Genomic DNA, 17037 nt, shown 5'->3' with positions numbered 1-17037 from the left:
CCGGGCGGTTTTTTTACATCTGAACTTGAGGCTGACGGCCATCAGGCCTGGTCGTCATCAAAAAAGTCAAAACCATCGTCGCCGCTGTCATAGTCCGCCACGTCCTGGCTATTGCTGCTATTGCTGGTGTTGCTGCTGTCCGAATCGGGCATCCACCGGTTGACGGAAGAATCCACATGGTCACGCCCGGCTTGTTGGGCGAGCTGGTCCAGACCACTGTTGTCGCCGCTGCTGTTGGTATTGGAGCTGGCCGTGCTGGCGCTGTCCGCCGCCGGGCTGCTGGTGCTAGCCGCATGGCTGGGGGTGGTCGCCGCTTGGGCAGGATTGCTCCAGAGATGGCTCAGGCCATTGAACAGCAGCATGCCGCCCGCCACACCGGCGGCAGAGGCAGCAGCCTGGCCCAAAAAGCCGCCCGCTGCTGATCCAGCGCTGGGTTGCGCAGGCATGGGGGCGGGGATAGGGGCGGGCGCTGCCGGGGCCGCGCCAAACCAGCGGCCACTGCTGGCCGGCGCTGGCGTATCGCCATAGCCTGCAGGGGCGGCGTTGTTCTGCGGAGAGCTGGGCGCATAGCCCGCTGGGCTGCGGCTGGCCAGGTTGGCATCGGGGGTACGGCCAAAATGCGTGTCCAGCCCGGCACCTAAAAAGCTGCCACCACTGCCGCCAGCCGGTTTAGCGGCAGCAGCCCGGGCCTCGACCAGTTGGGCTTGCAATTGCGCCTCTTGCTGCTGGGCCTGTTGCAGCGCCTGCTCCAGCAGCAGGCCGCGCTGGGTCAGCCAGTACAACGCATCCGGGGTTTGCTGGGCCTGCTGGCGCACCCAGGCTTCTGCCTGGCCATCCTTGGGCTGGCCATCGAGCTGGCGCAGTTGCTGGAAGAGGTTCTCGATCAGGGTTTGTTCTTGCGCATTCATCTCGGCATCCTTGCGATGGTGGTGTCACCGCATATGGGATGCACTGTGCGCTTGCGCAAGGGCGCCAGTGTGAAGCCCGCGTTCTTTCCGTAGCAGGTTGTAAGCGATCAGGTCCGGCGCGACGAAATCACAATGCCGGCGACCACCAGCACAAAGGCCGCTGCATGGTAGAGCCGGGGCGGCTCACCCAGAAACGCAGCGGACAGCACCGCTGCAAACAGCGGCGTCAGGTTGCTGAAAAAGCCCGCCACCGTGGGCCCCACCCGCTGCACGCCCATGCCCCAGCAACGGTAGGCCAGGATGGCCGGGCCGATGACGATATAGGCAATGGCCCAGAGCAGGGTGCTGCTCATCTGCAGCTGGCTGGCGCCAATCGCCCATTCGGTGCCGGCAAACAGGCCCGACCACAGCAGGCCAAAGGCCAGCTGGGCCATCAGCAGCAGCGCCCACTGGCTTTTGATGCCAGCGGGTTCATAGGTGCGCACCAGCAGCCAGCTGTAGAGCGACCAGCAGGCGGTAGACAGCAGCATGAACAGATCCCCCGGCACCAGGCGCAGCTGGGTCAGCTGCTGCCAGTCGCCATGGCTCAGCACCAGCAGCACACCGCTGACTGAAAACAGCGCGCCCAGCATCTGCGGCCGGGTAATGCGGGTCTGGAAGAACAGCGCGCCAAAGGCCATCATCCACAGCGGCATGCTGGATGCCACCAGGGTCACATTGATGGGCCCCGAGGTCTTCAGCGCCATGTACTGGAAGGCGTTGTAGCAGCCAATGCCGAGCAGGCCGATGATGGCCCAGCGCTTCCAGTGGGACCACAGCGGGCTGTCCCGGCGCAGCAGCGGGTAGGCCAGCGGCAGCAGGATGGCAAAGGCCAGCAGCCAGCGCACAAAGTTCAGCAGCATCGGCGAGACCAGCTCATGCACCAGCCGACCCACGACGGCATTGCCCGCCCACATCAGCGGGGCGGCGGTCAGCAGCGCCATGGTCGACGGTGTCATTTTTTGTTGCATCGCGAGACTGTACATCCCCGTGACAGCAACTGGTAGGAAAGCGTGGCAGCATGGTGACTGGCAGCACCCAGAACCTACCCCCGAGCCTATCTCAGTTCACACAGGAGAATTCCCATGTCTTTGGCAGTACAGATTGCCCGCAATGGCGGACCCGAGGAGATGAAGCTGGTCGACGTGGACGTCGGCGCGCCCGGCCCGGGCGAGGTGCGCATCCGCCACCATGCCATCGGGCTCAATTTCATCGATGTCTACCAGCGCACCGGCCTCTACACCCTGCCGATGCCACTGAACCTGGGCATGGAAGGCGCCGGTGTCGTCGAGGCCGTGGGCGATGGCGTGCAGCACCTGCAGCCGGGCGACCGCGTGGCCTATGCCAGCAACCCGCCCGGCAGCTATAGCGAAGTGCGGGTGATGCCCGCCACCTATGTCTGCCAGCTGCCCGACAGCATTGATTTTGAGACCGGCGCAGCGATGATGCTCAAGGGCCTGACCGCCCAGTACCTGCTGCGCCAGGCCAAGCCGGTCGAGGGTCTGCATTCGGGCGACTTTGTGCTGTTTCACGCCGCAGCCGGTGGCGTGGGGCTGATCGCCTGCCAATGGGCCAAGGCGCTGGGTCTGCGCCTGATCGCCACCGCCGGCTCTGACGAGAAATGCCAGCTGGCGCTGGCCAATGGCGCCGAGGTAGCGATCAACTACCGTACCGAAAACTTTGCCGAGAGGGTCAAGGACATCACCGGCGGCAAGGGCGTCAAGGTCGTCTATGACTCGGTCGGCAAGGACACCTGGGATGGCTCGCTGCAGTGCCTGCGCGCCTTTGGCCTGATGGTCTCGTTTGGCAATGCCTCCGGCCCGGTGCCGCCTTTTGCGCCGGCCATCCTGGCGGCCAAGAGCCTCTATGTCACCCGCCAGGGGCTGTTTACCCATCTGCGCTCGCGCGAGGCCTGCCAGGCCATGGCCAATGACCTGTTTGCCGTCGTCGGCTCGGGCCAGGTCAAGATCCATATTGCGCAGCGCTTTGCATTGTCTGAAGTGCAGGCCGCGCACCGCGCGCTGGAAGCGCGCAAGACCACGGGCAGCAGCATCTTGCTGCCTTGATATTTCCGTAGCCGATGCAGGCATCGGGTTTTGGGTGGGCATGGCCTGCCGCCAGGCGCAGATGGACTAACATCCATCTGCTTTTATTTTGATAGTGCCCCATGTCCCCTGTTTCTCCCCCGCAGTTCGCGCCCGAGCCGCCCGCCTGGCTGGCTGCTGCGCGCACGGCCATGCAGTCGCCACCCCGCAAGGCCAGGCTGCCGCTCTGGGTCAATGGCCAGGCAGTTGGCTCCCTGGTCGAGCATTTCTTGATCGAGACCGGTATTGCAGGGCGCCTGGGCGGTGATGCGCTGCTGTCCAAGCGCGAGCGCTCGGGCACAGCGGTGTGGCTGCTGGAATCGCCCACGCAAGATGCCACCACCTTGATGGGGCGCCTGGCCGATGCCTTGCGCGATGCCGGCCGCAGCGGTCCCTGGCGCAATGAGCAGCTGGCTGTGCAGGCAGTGGATGGCAGCCGCATCGGCACCGTAGAGCGCGGGGCAGTGCGCGTGCTGGGCATTGCCACCTTGGCCGTCCACCTGGTGGGCATGGCCCCGGATGGGCGCCTGTGGGTGCAGCAGCGCGCGGCCAACAAGGCCAACTACCCGCTGCACTGGGACACCTTGATGGGCGGCATGGTCTCGGCCCAGGACAGCCTGGAGCAAGCGCTGGCCCGCGAAACCTGGGAAGAGGCCGGTCTGCAGATCGCCGACCTGCAAGGCCTGCGCCATGGCGGCGTGCTGCGATTTCGCCAGCCCGACAGCGATGGCGGCGACGACCTGGGCTATATGTACGAAGACATCCACTGGTATGCCGCCACCGTGTCCGAGGGCATGGCGCCCCGCAACCAGGATGGCGAAGTGGCGCAGTTTGCGCTGTGGCAGGCCGATGAGGTCCAGCAGCAGCTGGCGCAGGCACGATTCACGCCCGAGGCCGCCTTGGTCTGGGCCGGTTTTGCAGATTGGATGACATGACAGAGACAGCGAACAAGCAGGGCGCCCCGGTGCAGGCACCCAAGCAGGTGGTGGTGGTGGGTGCCGGTGTGGTCGGCGTGGCCACGGCCTTGGCGCTGCAAAGCTATGGCGTGGCCGTCACCTTGATCGACCGGGGCGAGCCCGGCATGGAATGCAGCTACGGCAACTCCGGCGCGATCAGCCCCGGCTCGGTCGCGCCGCTGGCCTTGCCCGGCATCTTGAAGACCGTGCCCGGCATGCTGATGGACCAGGACGGCCCGCTGTCGATTGGCTGGAAGCACCTGCCCAAGGCGGCGTCGTGGCTGGTGGCCTTTGCGCAATCGGCCGAGCCCAAGCGGGTGGCCGCTGCGGCCGAGCGCCTCAACGACCTGTACCAGGGCGCCGTCGATGCGCATGCGGCGCTGGCGCAGAACCTGGGTGTGTCCGAGCTGTTCATGCGGCGCGGCCATCTGCACCTCTACCCCGATGCCGACTATGCGCAAAAAGATGCCACCGGCTGGCAGCTGCGCGCCAAATACGGCTACCAGGTCGAGGAGCTGGACCGCGCTGGCATCGAGGCACTGGAGCCCCAGGCGCCCCAGGGCTATGCCCATGGCCGCTACCTGGCGGACCACGGCACCATCCTGAATCCGCTGCGCTATGTGCAGCGCATGCTGCATGCCTTTGTGCAGCGCGGCGGCAAGCTGGTGCAGGCGGAGGTCAAGGCCATCCGCCCCGATGACAAGGGCTGGGCCGTGCGCACCGGCGATGCCGCGCTGGATGCGCAGCGTTGGCCGCATGTGGTGGTGGCCGCTGGTGCCTGGGCGCCTGCACTGCTCAAGCCCCTGGGCATGCTGCTGCCGATCGAATCGCAACGCGGCTACCACGCCCAGTTTGCCGGTGCCCAGCACCTGGTGGAGCGCACCGTGGTGCTGGCCGACAAAAAGGTATTTATTACGCCGATGGAAGGCGGGCTGCGCGTAGGCGGCACGGTCGAGATCGCTGGCCTGACGGCGCCTCCCAACCCGCGCCGCGCTGCTGGCATCGAGCGCATTGCACGCGAGGCCTTCCCGGCCCTGGCCGGCCTGGAAGCCCAGCACTGGATGGGCCACCGCCCCTGCCTGCCGGGCTCCGTGCCGGTGGTGGGCCATATCGATGCGATCCAGGGCCTGTGGCTGGCCGTGGGCCATGGCCATTTGGGCCTGACCGGCTCGCTGCCGACGGCCCAGCGCATTGCGAACGGGATGTGCGGGCCGCAGGCGCTGCCTTTCTGGCAGTTGCGTACCGCTGGCTAAACCGCATTGGTGCGGCTGATCGTTTGTTCGCTCAGCCCATCAGCTGCGCCAGCCTGCGCACCGCCGCCGGTATCGGCGCAATCACCGGCAGGTGCAGGCGCTCGGCCAGTGCAATGGCGGCCTGGCCCAGCGGGCCGCCGCCAATGATCACGGCCTGCGCGCCATCCTCGTCCACACAGCGCTGCACCGCACGCGCCAGTGCTTCTTCCAAGGCCTGGGCATCAGCGGCCAAGGCACGCGGGTCGCCCTCGGTCAGGCGGATGCCGGTGTAGAGATGGGTCAAACCCACGGCAGCCACCCGCCCGGCAATCGGCTCCACCAAATCCGGCGTCACAGTGGCCACACCAAAGCGCCGGCCGCCGCTGGCTGCTTCCAGCATCGAAGCCTCGGCAATGCCGACGACGGGCACGGCGCTCAGGGCCCGCAGCCGCTCCAGCCCCGGGTCGCCAAAGGCGCTGATGATGGTGCCAGCGCAGTCGCTGGGCGCCTCGTGCCAGCAGTCTTCCACCTCCAGCGCAGCTTGCGCCAGCTCGGTCGCATTGACGATCATCGACGGGCCCTTGCCGGCGGTGCGGGGCAGAATCTGCCACTGCGCAGGCGCCGAGCGCTGGGCGATATCGGCCATCATTGCGGTGGTGGCCTCGGAAGCATTGGGGTTGATCAGCAGGATTTTGGGCATGCAGCAAAACTAGGATTGGGGCGTGGCAGGCGTGCCAGCCAGGGGCTCGGCATCGGGGGAGCGGCCATAGGTTTCAGGCACGCATTGCACGCTGATGATGAAGATCAGGTACATCGCAGCGGCCAGGCCAAACACGCCGCCTAGGCCAAAGCCATCAAACAGGCGGCCTGCCACCAGCGGCATCAGCGCACCGGCCGCTGTGCCGGTGGCCAGGATGAAGGCGGTGCCAAAGGCGCGCACACGGGTGGGGTAGAGCTCGGGGGCATAGATCCAGATGGTGGTGTTGAGCAGCAGCACAAAGAACTGGAAGGTGGCCCCGGCAATCAGCAGCACCACAATGCTCTTGGCGGCAAAGCCAATCGTCAGCGCTGCCAGGCAGGCGCAGATCGCGCCGGCGGTCAGCACCCGTTTGCGCGGAAAGTGAAAACCCAGCGCCGAGGCCGCAATCGCGCCCAACAGGCTGCCGCTTTGCATCACCATCGTGAACAGCAGGCTCTTGGACATGCTGTAGCCCAGGCCCACCAGAATCGTTGGCATCAAGGTCAGCACTGAAATCTGCGCGCCATAGGTCATCCAGATGGTGATGCACAGCGGCACGGTGCGGCGCCCCAGCGCGCCCCGGAAAATCTCGGTAATGCGCACCTTGATCTTGGTCGCCGTGGTGCTGCTGCCGTCATCGCTGATATAGGGGTGGCTGGCTTGCGCAGCGCCCGCCAGCTTGCCCGATGCCAGGCGCGTCAGCACCGCATTGGTCTCGGCAATGCGGCCTTGCGACAGCAGAAAGCGCGGCGTCTCGGGGATATATCGGCGGTAGAACGCAGCCAGCAGCGCCGGCACCATCAGGCAGACAAAGAGCCAGCGCCAGCCGTTGTCGCCGGGGAAGATCCAGAACACCAGCAAGCCAAAGGCCGGTGCCAGAAAATTGCCCAGCCCGCCTGCGCCCACATTGACCAGGCCGACGGCCGTGCCCCGGAACTTGGACGAGCAGAACTCCGACAGCATGGTGACCGCAATCGCAATCTCGCCCCCCAGGCCAAAGCCCACCACCGCGCGGCCCAGCGCCATCACCGCCAGGTTGGGCGCCATCGCGCAAATGCCCGCACCAATGGTGAACAGCAGCAGGTCCACCGACAGCATGACGCGCCGGCCATAGCGGTCTGCGATATAGCCCGAGACGATGCGGCCAATCGCCGCGCAGGCAAAGGTCACCGTATTGAGCATGCCGATGTCCGACGCCGTCAGCCCCCATTGCTCCTTGAGCATGGGCCCGATGATGCCGACCGCGTTCTGCTCGAAGCTGTCAAACAGGCAGCCAATCAGGATCAAAAAGATGATCGTGTGGTGTGAGCGGGTCACCCCTATCTTGTCCAGGGCCTGGTCGAGTTCGGCCACCTTGGGAGAGTCGGGTGCAGAGGAAAGTGCAGGTCCACCAGCCATTGAAAGCTCCTTGAGAAGAGTCGTACTTGCTCGATTCGGATCGCTGCGCCAGTGTTGGGCAGTTCATCGAAGTTTGGTATAGGTATTTCACTAATATGGTGCATATGAAATTGAAATTTCATGCACCAGGCATGCTTAGCAAGCAACGTGCCATCCAGGGTGGCATTGGGGGCAAGGGGGTGGTGGGGCGATTTCTGAAAACAAGGCCGCAGCAGCTCATGCAGCGGTCATGGCTGCGGGCGCCAGGCCACCACTGTTCAAGTGACCGAGGCCGTATGCGAAGCGCTCACATCTGCCTGACATCTGTCTGACATCTGCCTGAGGAGCCGCTAAGCTGTCCAAGACTCGCGGGGGTATCGACCATTGGGCGGCGCCTGAATCAGCGCGCAGGCAGCGTTGCGGAATCCTTTATCAGGGGCAGGCGAATCTCGAAGCAGGCCCCACCGCCCGTTACCTCCATGACCTCCACAGAGCCATGGTGCAGATCGATGATCTCCCGCACCAAATGCAGGCCCAGGCCGGTGCCTTGGTCGCTCGGGTGCAGGCGATAAAAGGGCTCGAAAATGCGTTCCCGTTCTTCAAGGGGCACGCCCGGTCCCTGGTCATGCACGCGCAAGCTGCCGTGCGTGGTGTTGGCCTCCACGTCCAGAGCAATAAGGCCATGGCCGCCACCATGCACGATTGCGTTCTGCAGCAGATTGACCAGGGCACGTCCCAAGGCCGGCCCGTCACCCTCGACATGAAGGGGCGCGTCAACGCTGTTGACCTCAAACGCATATCCCGCGTCGATCACCAGGGGTGCCATGTCGGCGCCCACCTGCAGCGCCACTGCGCGCAAGTCGATAGCGGCCAGTGCATTCAATTCCTGGCCCTGGCGCCCCAGGCGCTGCAGATCCAGCAGCGTCTCGGCCAGGTTCGACAGGCGTGCCACATCGGCCAGCAGGCGCGTTCGCGCCGTTCCGGATGTCAGCATGCCGACCCGGAGCTCCAGGATGGCGATGGGTGCGCGCAGTTCGTGGGCCGCATCGGCCAGGAAGCGATCCCGCGCGTCGTAGCCCTGGCCAAGGCGGGCCAGCGCATCGTTCACCGCCTTGACCAGCGGCTGCACCTCTGCAGGCAAGCCATCCTCTTCCAGCCGAGCGTCTCGCTCGCGGATATTGATCGCCTCGGCCTGCCGCGCCGTGCGAGACACACCCGCTAGCGCCCGCCGGGTGAGCCAAGGAACGACAGCAAGGGTTACCAGAACCAAGGGCAGCAAAAGCGGCAGCGCGAACACGGCCAGCATGATGCTGAAGGCCGCCCAAAAACCCTGCGAAGGGGCGCCGCCTACCAGCAAGTACAGCTGCCCGAAGGGCGCCTCGTGGATAACGACACGCAAGGCGAACACCGCCGGATCATGGCGCGCCCACAGGCCCGATTCGCCCAAAGAGGGCAAGGCCGCTACCAACCCCTGAACATGGGCTGGCACCGGCCCATGGCGGAGCTCCTGTCCTTTCCCGTCTGAGGCGACAAACCAGAGCATGGAGAGGGCTGCCAGCCGACGGACCTCCTCGGTGTCGGCCTGCACCAGCCTGCCCTGGGCATCGCGTTGGATCGAATTCGCCACCGTGCCCACCACGCCTTCGTCCACCGTGCCCGATGATTTCAGGGCGACGATCCATGAGAAACCGGCCAGTACCACCATGAAAATGACCAGTTGAAACCCGATCAGGCTCAGGCTCAGTTTCAGGACCAGCGATTTGCGCAACCTCCTCACGCTAGTTCGCCTTGAGCAGGTAGCCTATGCCCCGGATCACATGGATGGTGACCCCGGCCTCCACCGCTTCCAGTTGGCGGCGCAGTTTGGAGATGTGCGCATCAAGCGCATTGGATTGGATCTCGTCTTCAAAGCCGTAGACGCGCTCAATCAGCCATTCGCGCAGCACCGTGCGTTCAGCGCGCAGGCACAGCGCTTCCAGCACCAGCAGTTGGCGGCGCGGCAGGGGCACCGGCAGGCTGTCCACCAGCGCTTCCCGGGTGCTGAAGTTGAAGGTGAGGCGACCCACATTCACCGTGGGTATGCTCACTTGGGCAGGACGGCGGCCGATCGCCCGGATGCGGGCCATGAGCTCCTCAACGGCAAAGGGCTTGCTCAGATAGTCATCCGCACCCAAGTCCAGGCCGTGCACGCGTTCGGCAACGTCTCTTTTTCCGGTCAGCAAGATGATGGGCAAGTGCGGGCGACTGCTGCGCGCCTCAACGATAAGACTGGCTCCATCCCCATCCGGCAACTGGCGATCCAGCAACACCAGATCATGCAGAGGTTGCTGCAAAGCGGCCCGGGCCTGGAGGATGGATACGGCCCCATCGACCACCATGCCCTGCGCTTCCAGAGCTTGCCGTATCAGCGACGCCATTTCTGGTTCGTCCTCCACCATCAGTATTCGCATGCAGAGCGCTCGGTTCTTGTATTGGGTAAGCGCAGGAAAGTACCACATCCGCGCGCTTCATGACGCAATGTTCCGGCAACCTTGGTGATGACCCAATACAGCTGCTGTGCTTCCATGTGCGCCCTCGTACCAGTGCAGATCAATGTGCCCGTAGGCGCCATGTTGAGGCAATGTGGAAATGGTCCACTGCCAGGGAACACAACACCTCCAAAGGACTACCCCTCATGCTTCTCAAGCAGAACAGACCCTTCGCCTTGTGGCTGGGTACCGTAGCCAAAGCCCTGGCGATCATGTCCCTCTCCATGGCCGCGCAAGCACAAACAGGGGGCCACGAGCCTGCCCATCGCCAACAGAGCCAAGCGACAGGGGTGCAGCACGCAGGCCAGCTGGTGGTGGATCACCCAAGGCCCGTCCGGGCCACCCCAAGCATTCCACGCCCAGAAGCGGCGCTGCCAGGTTCGACAGGCCTTGCACATCCGCCCAAAAGCGCATTCGGCCAGTTCCGCACGCCCACCTGGTTGTCAGAGCCTGCAGGATGGCGATGGGTGCGTACCGTTCGTGGGCTGCAGCGGCCCAAGACCGATCAAGCGCGTCCCCATCAGCGCTAAGCAGGTTCCGTTCAGATCCGTTGGTCAGTCGCACGATGTGGAGGCCATGTGGAAATGTGCCACGGGGATTGCCTGCTCCACAGCCGTTTTCTGGATGTGTGGAGCGCACAGGCACTTCTCTCCCACCCGCCTCATTCACTTTTAAAGCAAGCACTACAGCGTTGCTGCGCTGCATGCCCATCGGCCGGAGAGTCTGCACGTCTATGCAGGTTGCCTAGAACTCCTGGTGCTGCTCATGCTGCTGCTCAATGGCCGCCAGCCGCTTGCGGCCCGGCGCGCCGGCGGCCTCCAGCACCATGGTGGCCAGCAGGTCGCAGACGGCCATCACGGCCACATGGTTGTCCAAGAGGCCTGGGCCATGGCAGTCGCACTGGATGGACCAGGTGGCAGCGGCGTAGTGGGGGGAGGCCTGGTCGCTGACCAGCAGCACCGAGGCGCCGGCCTTGCTGGCGCTGGCCAGCAGTGCGGCCATTTGCCGGGTCTGGCGGCGCATGCCAAACAGGATGACGCAGTCGTTCTTGCCCAGCTGGGTGGTGTACTCGGCCAAGGTCTCGCCGGGGCCGGGCAGGCTGATGACCTGGGGCACCACCTGGATGATTTGCCAACGCAGGTACTGTGCAAAGGCATGGCTGCTGCGGCTGCCAAAGATAAGCACCTGGCGCGCAGCGATGATGGCCTGCACGATCTCGCTCAGCTGCGGCTCGCTCAGCTGGTCCAGGGTATTTGTCAGGTTGGCGAGCGAGCGTTCGCGGTGCGTGGCCAGCATCTGCCCGCGCTGAAAAGCCTGGGCCGCCGACTGGAACAGCGGCGAGCCGCTTTGCTTGTCCTCGCGCACCTGGCGGCGCGCCTCTTCGTAGTTCTCATAGCCCAGGCGGCGGATAAAGCGGCTCACCGTGGAGGGCGACACCTTCGCCAGCTGGGCCAGCTCATTGCCGGCATAGCTGGCCAGCTCGCCGGGGAACTCCAGCACAAAGTCGGCCAGTTGCCGCTCGGTGGCCGGCAGTGCCTGCAGGTGCTGGCGCACCCGCTGCAAAAAGGATTCGGTCGCTTGTGGTCGCATCGCATGGCGGCGGGCCGGTGGGCCTGCGGCTAAAGGGGGATGAGGCGATTCTAGGCCACCCCATCCACCCCATCCACCACGGCGGTGCTTACCCAGCCTTGGCCAGATAAGGCTTGAACCAGCCCAGGCCATCGCTGGTGGCATGGGGCGCTGCGCCGCGTGCGGGCTTGTACTCGCAGCCAATCCAGCCGTCGTAGCCCAGGCTGTCGAGCAGCGCAAACAGGTAGGGGTAGTTCAGCTCGCCCACATCGGGCTCATGGCGCTCGGGCACGCCGGCAATCTGGATGTGGCCGACCTGGCCGGTGGGCAGGTACTGGCGGATCTTCATCGCCAGGTCGCCTTCGACGATCTGGCAGTGGTACAGGTCCATCTGCACCTGCACATTGGCGGCGCCAATTTCGGCGACCAGCGCATGGGCCTGGTCCTGGCGGCTCAGGAAGAAGCCGGGCATATCGCGGCCATTGATGGGCTCCAGCAAGATGCGCACACCCTGCGCCGCCGCCTGCTCGGCCGCATGGCGGATATTGGCGATGTAGGTGGCGCGCACGGTAGCGGCATCTGCGCCCGCAGGCACCAGGCCGGCCATCACATGCAGACGCGGGCATTGCAGCGCCTTGGCATAGCGCAGCGCCTGCGCAATACCGTCGCGGAACTCGGACTCACGCCCGGGGATGCAGGCAATGCCGCGCTCGCCCCGGTCCCAATCGCCGGGCGGGGCATTGAACAACACTTGCTGCAGGCCCTGTTGCTGCAGCAAAGCCGCCAGCTGCTCGGGCGCGTAGGCGTAGGGGAAGAGGTACTCGACGGCCGTAAAACCATCGCGGGCGGCGGCGGCAAAGCGGTCCAGAAAGTCCAGGTCGTTGTAGAGCATGGACAGGTTGGCAGCAAAACGGGGCATGGGGTGCTTTCCAAAAAAGGGGCGGCCGGCAGGCAGAGGGTCCGTGCGTGCCAGGCAGGATGAGGTTTTACCAGTGGGCTCCAAAGCTCTGGCGCAGCTCGTCAATCTGGGCCTCGCTCAGTGGCGCGGGTGGCTGCTGGCGGCACTGGTTCCAGAGCAGAGCGGTTTCTTCCAGCTCTTCCAGCGCGGCCATGGCGGCAGCCGGGCTCTCGTGCCAGACATTGGGCCCCAGGCGTGCCAGCATCACGGCGCGGATCGGCTTGCCGGCGGCTGCGTACTGCGCAATCGCCTCGGCCACGGCCTGCGCCGCATCGGGCGAGCCGGGGCGGTGGTAGGGAATATGCGGCACGCGGCCGACCTTCATCAAAAAGTAGGGCGTCAGGGCGGGCAGCAGCTCGGCGGCGGGCACCACCTCCGGCACGGCAGTGGCTTGCAGCGAGCAGGCCACCAGCTGGCGGCTGTGGGTGTGGATCACGCAGCCAGCCGGCGTTGGCGTGTTGGCACTGGCCTCGTAAATGCGCCGGTGCAGCACGATGGTCTTGCTGGCGCGGTCACCGCTCAGCTGCTGGCCTTGCAGATCGAGCTTGGCCAGGCGCTCGGGCACCAACTGGCCCAGGCTGGCATCGGTCGGGGTGATCAGGTAGCCATCGGCCAGGCGCACGCTGATATTGCCGGCGCTGGCATGCACATAGCCGCGCTGGAACAGCGATGCGCCTACCCGGCAGATCTCGGCGCGGGCGCTGGTTTCATCCATAAAGACCATGGTGTTCAGCCTTGCAAGCAGGTGAATGCTTTGGTGAAGAAATCGGTGCTGCCAAAGTTGCCCGATTTGAGCGCGATGTGCAAGCCCTCGGGCGCTGCCGGGCTGGCCGCATGGCACCAAGGCACCCCTGGGTCAATCTGGCCGCCAATGCGCATCTGTGCAATGCCCAGTGCCTGCACGCAGGCGCCTGATGTTTCGCCACCGGCCACCACCAGCTGCCGCACGCCCAGCTCCGCCAGGCCGCGCGCAATCGCGGCCAGGGTTTGCTCGACCAGCGCACCAGCCTGCTCAACGCCCAACTGGGCCTGGATGCTGCGCACTGCATCGGGCTCGGCGGTGGAGTAGACGAGCACCGGCCCCTTGGCCAGATGCGGGCGGGCCCAGTCCAGCGCCTCGCGCACCACCGCATCACCAGCGGCCATGCGCAGCGGCGCCAGGGCCAAGGCCGGCCGGCCGCTGGCGATGAACTGCGCCACCTGGGCATTGGTCGCTACCGAGCAACTGCCCGACACCACCGCCTGCAGCCCACTGGCCGCAGGCAAGGCGGCAGCCTGGTTGCTGGGCTGCAGGCCAAAGTTGGCGGGCAGCGCAATGGCGACGCCAGAGCCTGCGGTCACCAGCGGCAGATCCGCCAGCGCCGGGCCCATGCGCAGCAGGTCGTCGTTCGATACCGCATCGACAATCGCAATGCCGACGCCCTCAGCCTTCAGCGCCGCAATGCGGCTGCGGATGGCGTCTGCGCCCTGGGCAACCACGCTGTGGTCGATCAAGCCCACCTTGCGTCGGGTCTGCGACTGCAGTACGCGCACCAGGTTGGGGTCGGTCATGGGGGTCAGCGGGTGGTTCTGCATGCCGCTTTCGTTCAGCAGCACATCGCCGGCAAACAGATAGCCCTTAAAGACCGTGCGCTTGTTGTCTGGAAAGGCGGGCGTCGCAATGCTGAAATCGCTGCCCAGCGCATCCATCAAGGCATCGGTCACCGGGCCGATATTGCCGGCAGCGGTGCTGTCAAACGTGGAGCAGTATTTGAAATAGATCTGCTGCGCACCCTGGCCCTGCAGCCAGCGCAGGGCCTCCAGCGACTGGGCAATGGCCTGCTCAGCGGGGATGGTGCGCGACTTGAGGGCTACCACGACGGCATCCACCTCCGCATCCAGCGGGCCGCTGGGCACACCAATGGTCTGCACCACGCGCATGCCGGCCCGCACCAGGTTATTGGCCAGGTCGGTGGCGCCGGTAAAGTCGTCGGCAATGCAGCCCAGCTTCAAGGCAGTCTGGCTCATCGCTGGCCTCCGTCGTTGGCGGCCTGGGGCAGGGTGATGCCGGGGAAGATCTTGATCACCGCGCTGTCGTCTTCCTTGGCATAGCCGGCTGTGGAGGCCTGCATGAACATCTGGTGCGCGGTAGCAGCCAACGGCAGCGGAAACTTGCTGGCGCGTGCCGTATCCAGCACCAGGCCCAGGTCCTTCACAAAGATATCGACGGCCGACAGCGGCGTGTAGTCGCCCGCCAGCACATGGGCCATGCGGTTTTCAAACATCCAGCTGTTGCCGGCGCTGTGGGTGATGACCTCGTAGATCGCGGCAGCATCCACCCCTTCGCGCAGGCCCAAGGCCATGGCCTCGGCCGCAGCGGCAATGTGCACACCGGCCAGCAACTGGTTGATGATCTTGACCTTGCTGCCCGCGCCGGCCTTGTCGCCCAGGCGGTAGACCTTGCCAGCCATCGCATCGAGCACATCGCCCGCTGCCGCGTAGGCCGCTGGTGTGGCCGAGGTCATCATCGTCATCTGGCCGGCCGCCGCCTTGGCTGCGCCGCCGGAGATGGGGCCGTCCACATACAGCACACCGCTCTGGGCCAGGCGCGCCTCTAGCGCGATGGACCAGTTCGGGTCCACCGTGGAGCACATCACAAAGGTGGAGCCAGCGCGCATCGCCGCAGCGGCGCCATGCTCGCCAAACAGCACGGCCTCGGTCTGCGCGGCGTTGACGACAACCGACACAACAACATCCACTTGCGCCGCCAGCTCGGCCGGGTGGGCGCAGGCCACGCCACCGGCGCTGGCAAAGTCTGCCGCCGCCCCCGGGCGCACATCACAGACATGGACCTGGTAGCCCCGGTTGCGCAGGGTTTGGGCAATGCCCAGGCCCATGGCGCCCAGGCCGATGACGCCCACCTTGGCGTGCTGTGCTTGTGTAGTCATTGGAGATGCTCCCGTGAATCAGAGGTAGAGAATGCCCGGCCGGTGGCCGGGGCACAAGAATGCAAGTGACAAATAGGTTCGCGATAAATCAAGCTGCGGATCAGGCCACCAACGCCCAGACCACGCAGGTCAGCGCAAAGCCAGCTACGCCCAGCACGGTCGTCAGCACCGTCCAGCTGCGCAGGCCATCGGCCACGCTCAGGCCCAGGTAGCGGGTCACAATCCAGAAGCCCGAGTCATTGACATGCGACAGCCCCAGGCTGCCAAAACCGATGGCGACCGTCAGCACGGCAACCTGCACGGCGCTGAAGCCGCCGCCATGGATGCTTTCGGCCAACAGGCCACAGGTGGTAAGAATGGCCACCGTGGCCGAGCCCTGCGCCGCGCGCAGTGCCAGCGAGATGATGAAACCCAGCAGAATCAGCGGCAGACCCGTGCCCGCCAGGGTTTGCGACAGCGCCGAGCCAATGCCGCTCACCGTCAGCACCTTGGCAAACACGCCGCCGGCGCCCGTCACCAGGATCACGCTGGCCGCTGCAGGCAGTGCCGATTCCATCACTTCACTGGTGCGCTTGCTGCTCCAGCGCAGCGGGCGGATCAGCAGCACAAAGGCCAGGCCAATGGCCACCATCAGCGCAAAAATGGGTGCACCGGTAAAGGCGAGTACCTCGCGCAGGCTGTTGCCCTTGGGCAGCACAGTGGCGGCCGTGGTGCCCAGCATGATCAGGGCCAGCGGCGCCAGAATCAGCACCAGCATCGCACCCACACCCGGGCCTTTGGCGGCAGCGCTGTCTGCTGCCTGGTCCACGCCAAAGTTGCGGAACTGGGCCTCGGCATCGGCCTGCATCACATAGTTGCGGCGGTTCAGCAGGCCGCCCACCCACTGGGCCACAAAGGCCAGCGGAATGCAGATGCCCAGGCCGATGACCGTTATCCAGCCCACATCGGCTGACAGCACAGCCGCGCCGCCCACAATGCCCGGGTGCGGCGGCACCACCACATGGGTGGCCAGCATGATGCCCGCCACCGGCAGCCCGTACTTGACAGGGCTGACGCCGCCCGCCTTGCAAAAGCCATAGATGATGGGGATCAGGATGATGAAGCCCACATCGAAGAACACCGGGATGGACAGCACCAGCGCCGCTGCCGTCAGCGCCGCCGGCACGCGTTGCGGCCCCAGCAGCTGGCTAAAGCGCTGCGCCAGGGTGTTGGCCCCGCCGGATACCTCGATCATGCGCCCCAGCATCGCCCCCAGCGCCACCAGGATCGCGACTGATCCCAAGGTGCCGCCCATACCCGATATCAGCGTGGGAATGATGTCGGCGACCGGCATGCCTGTGGCCAGCGCCACCAGGAGGCTGACCAGCAGCAGCGCCACAAAGGCATGGATTTCAAAACGGATGATGAGCAGCAGCAGCGCAGCAATGCTGGCGCCGGCAATGCCCAAAAGAGCAATGGTCGACATGGCTAAGGACTTGTCTCGCTTAGTTATTAGAAGGGTGCTGGCGACCGTCGATTGCCAGCAGCTTATATTGTTATCATACAAATTTTGCGCGATCATAGCATTGCCTGGCTGCCGCTTTGCGCGGTACTTTCCCGAGGCGGTGCAGGGTTTTTTATCGGCCTGGGCAGGGTTAGTGGGCAGGCGCTGAATCGACCAATGCTTGCTGGCGATGGACGCAAAAAAGGCGCTGCAGCTTTCACTGCAGCGCCTGGTGGC

General features: G+C 65.3%; 15 protein-coding genes. 3 read left to right on the top strand and 12 right to left on the bottom strand.

The genetic code is table 11. The features are described 5' to 3' along the window. Positions 1-41 precede the first annotated feature (41 nt). Complete coding sequence (locus EDF71_RS01315; protein WP_133854826.1) at positions 42-908, bottom strand: DUF2076 family protein; 867 nt, start codon at positions 906-908, stop codon at positions 42-44. Between the two features lie 107 nt (positions 909-1015). Then, on the bottom strand, positions 1016-1918 hold the full coding sequence (locus tag EDF71_RS01310; RefSeq protein ID WP_133854825.1) for a DMT family transporter: 903 nt from the start codon (positions 1916-1918) through the stop codon (positions 1016-1018). 114 nt (positions 1919-2032) lie between these two features. On the opposite strand from EDF71_RS01310, the gene EDF71_RS01305 reads away from it, so the two are divergent. The 3 genes from EDF71_RS01305 to EDF71_RS01295 all read left to right on the top strand — a co-directional run bounded on the left by EDF71_RS01305 (position 2033) and on the right by EDF71_RS01295 (position 5240). After that, positions 2033-3013: a quinone oxidoreductase gene (locus EDF71_RS01305; protein ID WP_133854824.1), complete on the top strand. Its 981-nt coding sequence runs from the start codon at positions 2033-2035 to the stop codon at positions 3011-3013. A 101-nt stretch (positions 3014-3114) separates the two neighbouring features. Further along, complete coding sequence (locus EDF71_RS01300; RefSeq protein ID WP_133854823.1) at positions 3115-3966, top strand: NUDIX domain-containing protein; 852 nt, start codon at positions 3115-3117, stop codon at positions 3964-3966. Next, on the top strand, positions 3963-5240 hold the full coding sequence (locus EDF71_RS01295; protein WP_133854822.1) for an FAD-dependent oxidoreductase: 1278 nt from the start codon (positions 3963-3965) through the stop codon (positions 5238-5240). Before EDF71_RS01300 ends, EDF71_RS01295 begins: the two co-directional genes overlap by 4 nt. A gap of 31 nt (positions 5241-5271) precedes the next feature. On the opposite strand, the gene EDF71_RS01290 is transcribed toward EDF71_RS01295, so the two are convergent. The 10 genes from EDF71_RS01290 to EDF71_RS01245 all read right to left on the bottom strand — a co-directional run bounded on the left by EDF71_RS01290 (position 5272) and on the right by EDF71_RS01245 (position 16782). After that, positions 5272-5919 carry an aspartate/glutamate racemase family protein gene (locus EDF71_RS01290; protein WP_133854821.1) on the bottom strand — a complete coding sequence of 216 codons (648 nt, stop codon included), beginning with the start codon at positions 5917-5919 and terminating at the stop codon, positions 5272-5274. Positions 5920-5928: 9 nt separating this feature from the next. Then, positions 5929-7356, bottom strand: a complete 1428-nt coding sequence (locus EDF71_RS01285; protein WP_133854820.1) for an MFS transporter — start codon at positions 7354-7356, stop codon at positions 5929-5931. Between the two features lie 379 nt (positions 7357-7735). Continuing rightward, positions 7736-9103 (bottom strand): HAMP domain-containing sensor histidine kinase, encoded by a 1368-nt coding sequence (locus EDF71_RS01280; RefSeq protein WP_133854819.1) that lies wholly within the window; start codon positions 9101-9103, stop codon positions 7736-7738. Positions 9104-9113: 10 nt separating this feature from the next. Then, on the bottom strand, positions 9114-9833 hold the full coding sequence (locus EDF71_RS01275) for a response regulator transcription factor (protein ID WP_243854113.1): 720 nt from the start codon (positions 9831-9833) through the stop codon (positions 9114-9116). A gap of 774 nt (positions 9834-10607) precedes the next feature. Then, complete coding sequence (locus tag EDF71_RS01270; RefSeq protein ID WP_133854818.1) at positions 10608-11453, bottom strand: MurR/RpiR family transcriptional regulator; 846 nt, start codon at positions 11451-11453, stop codon at positions 10608-10610. 88 nt (positions 11454-11541) lie between these two features. After that, on the bottom strand, positions 11542-12351 hold the full coding sequence (gene otnI, locus EDF71_RS01265; protein WP_133854817.1) for a 2-oxo-tetronate isomerase: 810 nt from the start codon (positions 12349-12351) through the stop codon (positions 11542-11544). 67 nt (positions 12352-12418) lie between these two features. Continuing rightward, positions 12419-13105: an aldolase gene (locus tag EDF71_RS01260; protein ID WP_133854816.1), complete on the bottom strand. Its 687-nt coding sequence runs from the start codon at positions 13103-13105 to the stop codon at positions 12419-12421. A gap of 14 nt (positions 13106-13119) precedes the next feature. Further along, positions 13120-14397: a 3-oxo-tetronate kinase gene (gene otnK, locus EDF71_RS01255; RefSeq protein ID WP_133854815.1), complete on the bottom strand. Its 1278-nt coding sequence runs from the start codon at positions 14395-14397 to the stop codon at positions 13120-13122. Further along, positions 14394-15317 (bottom strand): L-threonate dehydrogenase, encoded by a 924-nt coding sequence (gene ltnD / locus EDF71_RS01250; protein ID WP_133854814.1) that lies wholly within the window; start codon positions 15315-15317, stop codon positions 14394-14396. Before ltnD ends, otnK begins: the two co-directional genes overlap by 4 nt. A 100-nt stretch (positions 15318-15417) precedes the next feature. Then, positions 15418-16782 carry a GntP family transporter gene (locus EDF71_RS01245; protein ID WP_133854813.1) on the bottom strand — a complete coding sequence of 455 codons (1365 nt, stop codon included), beginning with the start codon at positions 16780-16782 and terminating at the stop codon, positions 15418-15420. Positions 16783-17037: the final 255 nt, after the last annotated feature.

The organism is Comamonas sp. JUb58 (assembly GCF_004364775.1).
Classification (GTDB): Bacteria; Pseudomonadota; Gammaproteobacteria; order Burkholderiales; family Burkholderiaceae_C; genus Comamonas.
Note: the sequence above shows the minus strand (reverse complement) of the source record. Positions and strands in the feature narration are given on the sequence as shown.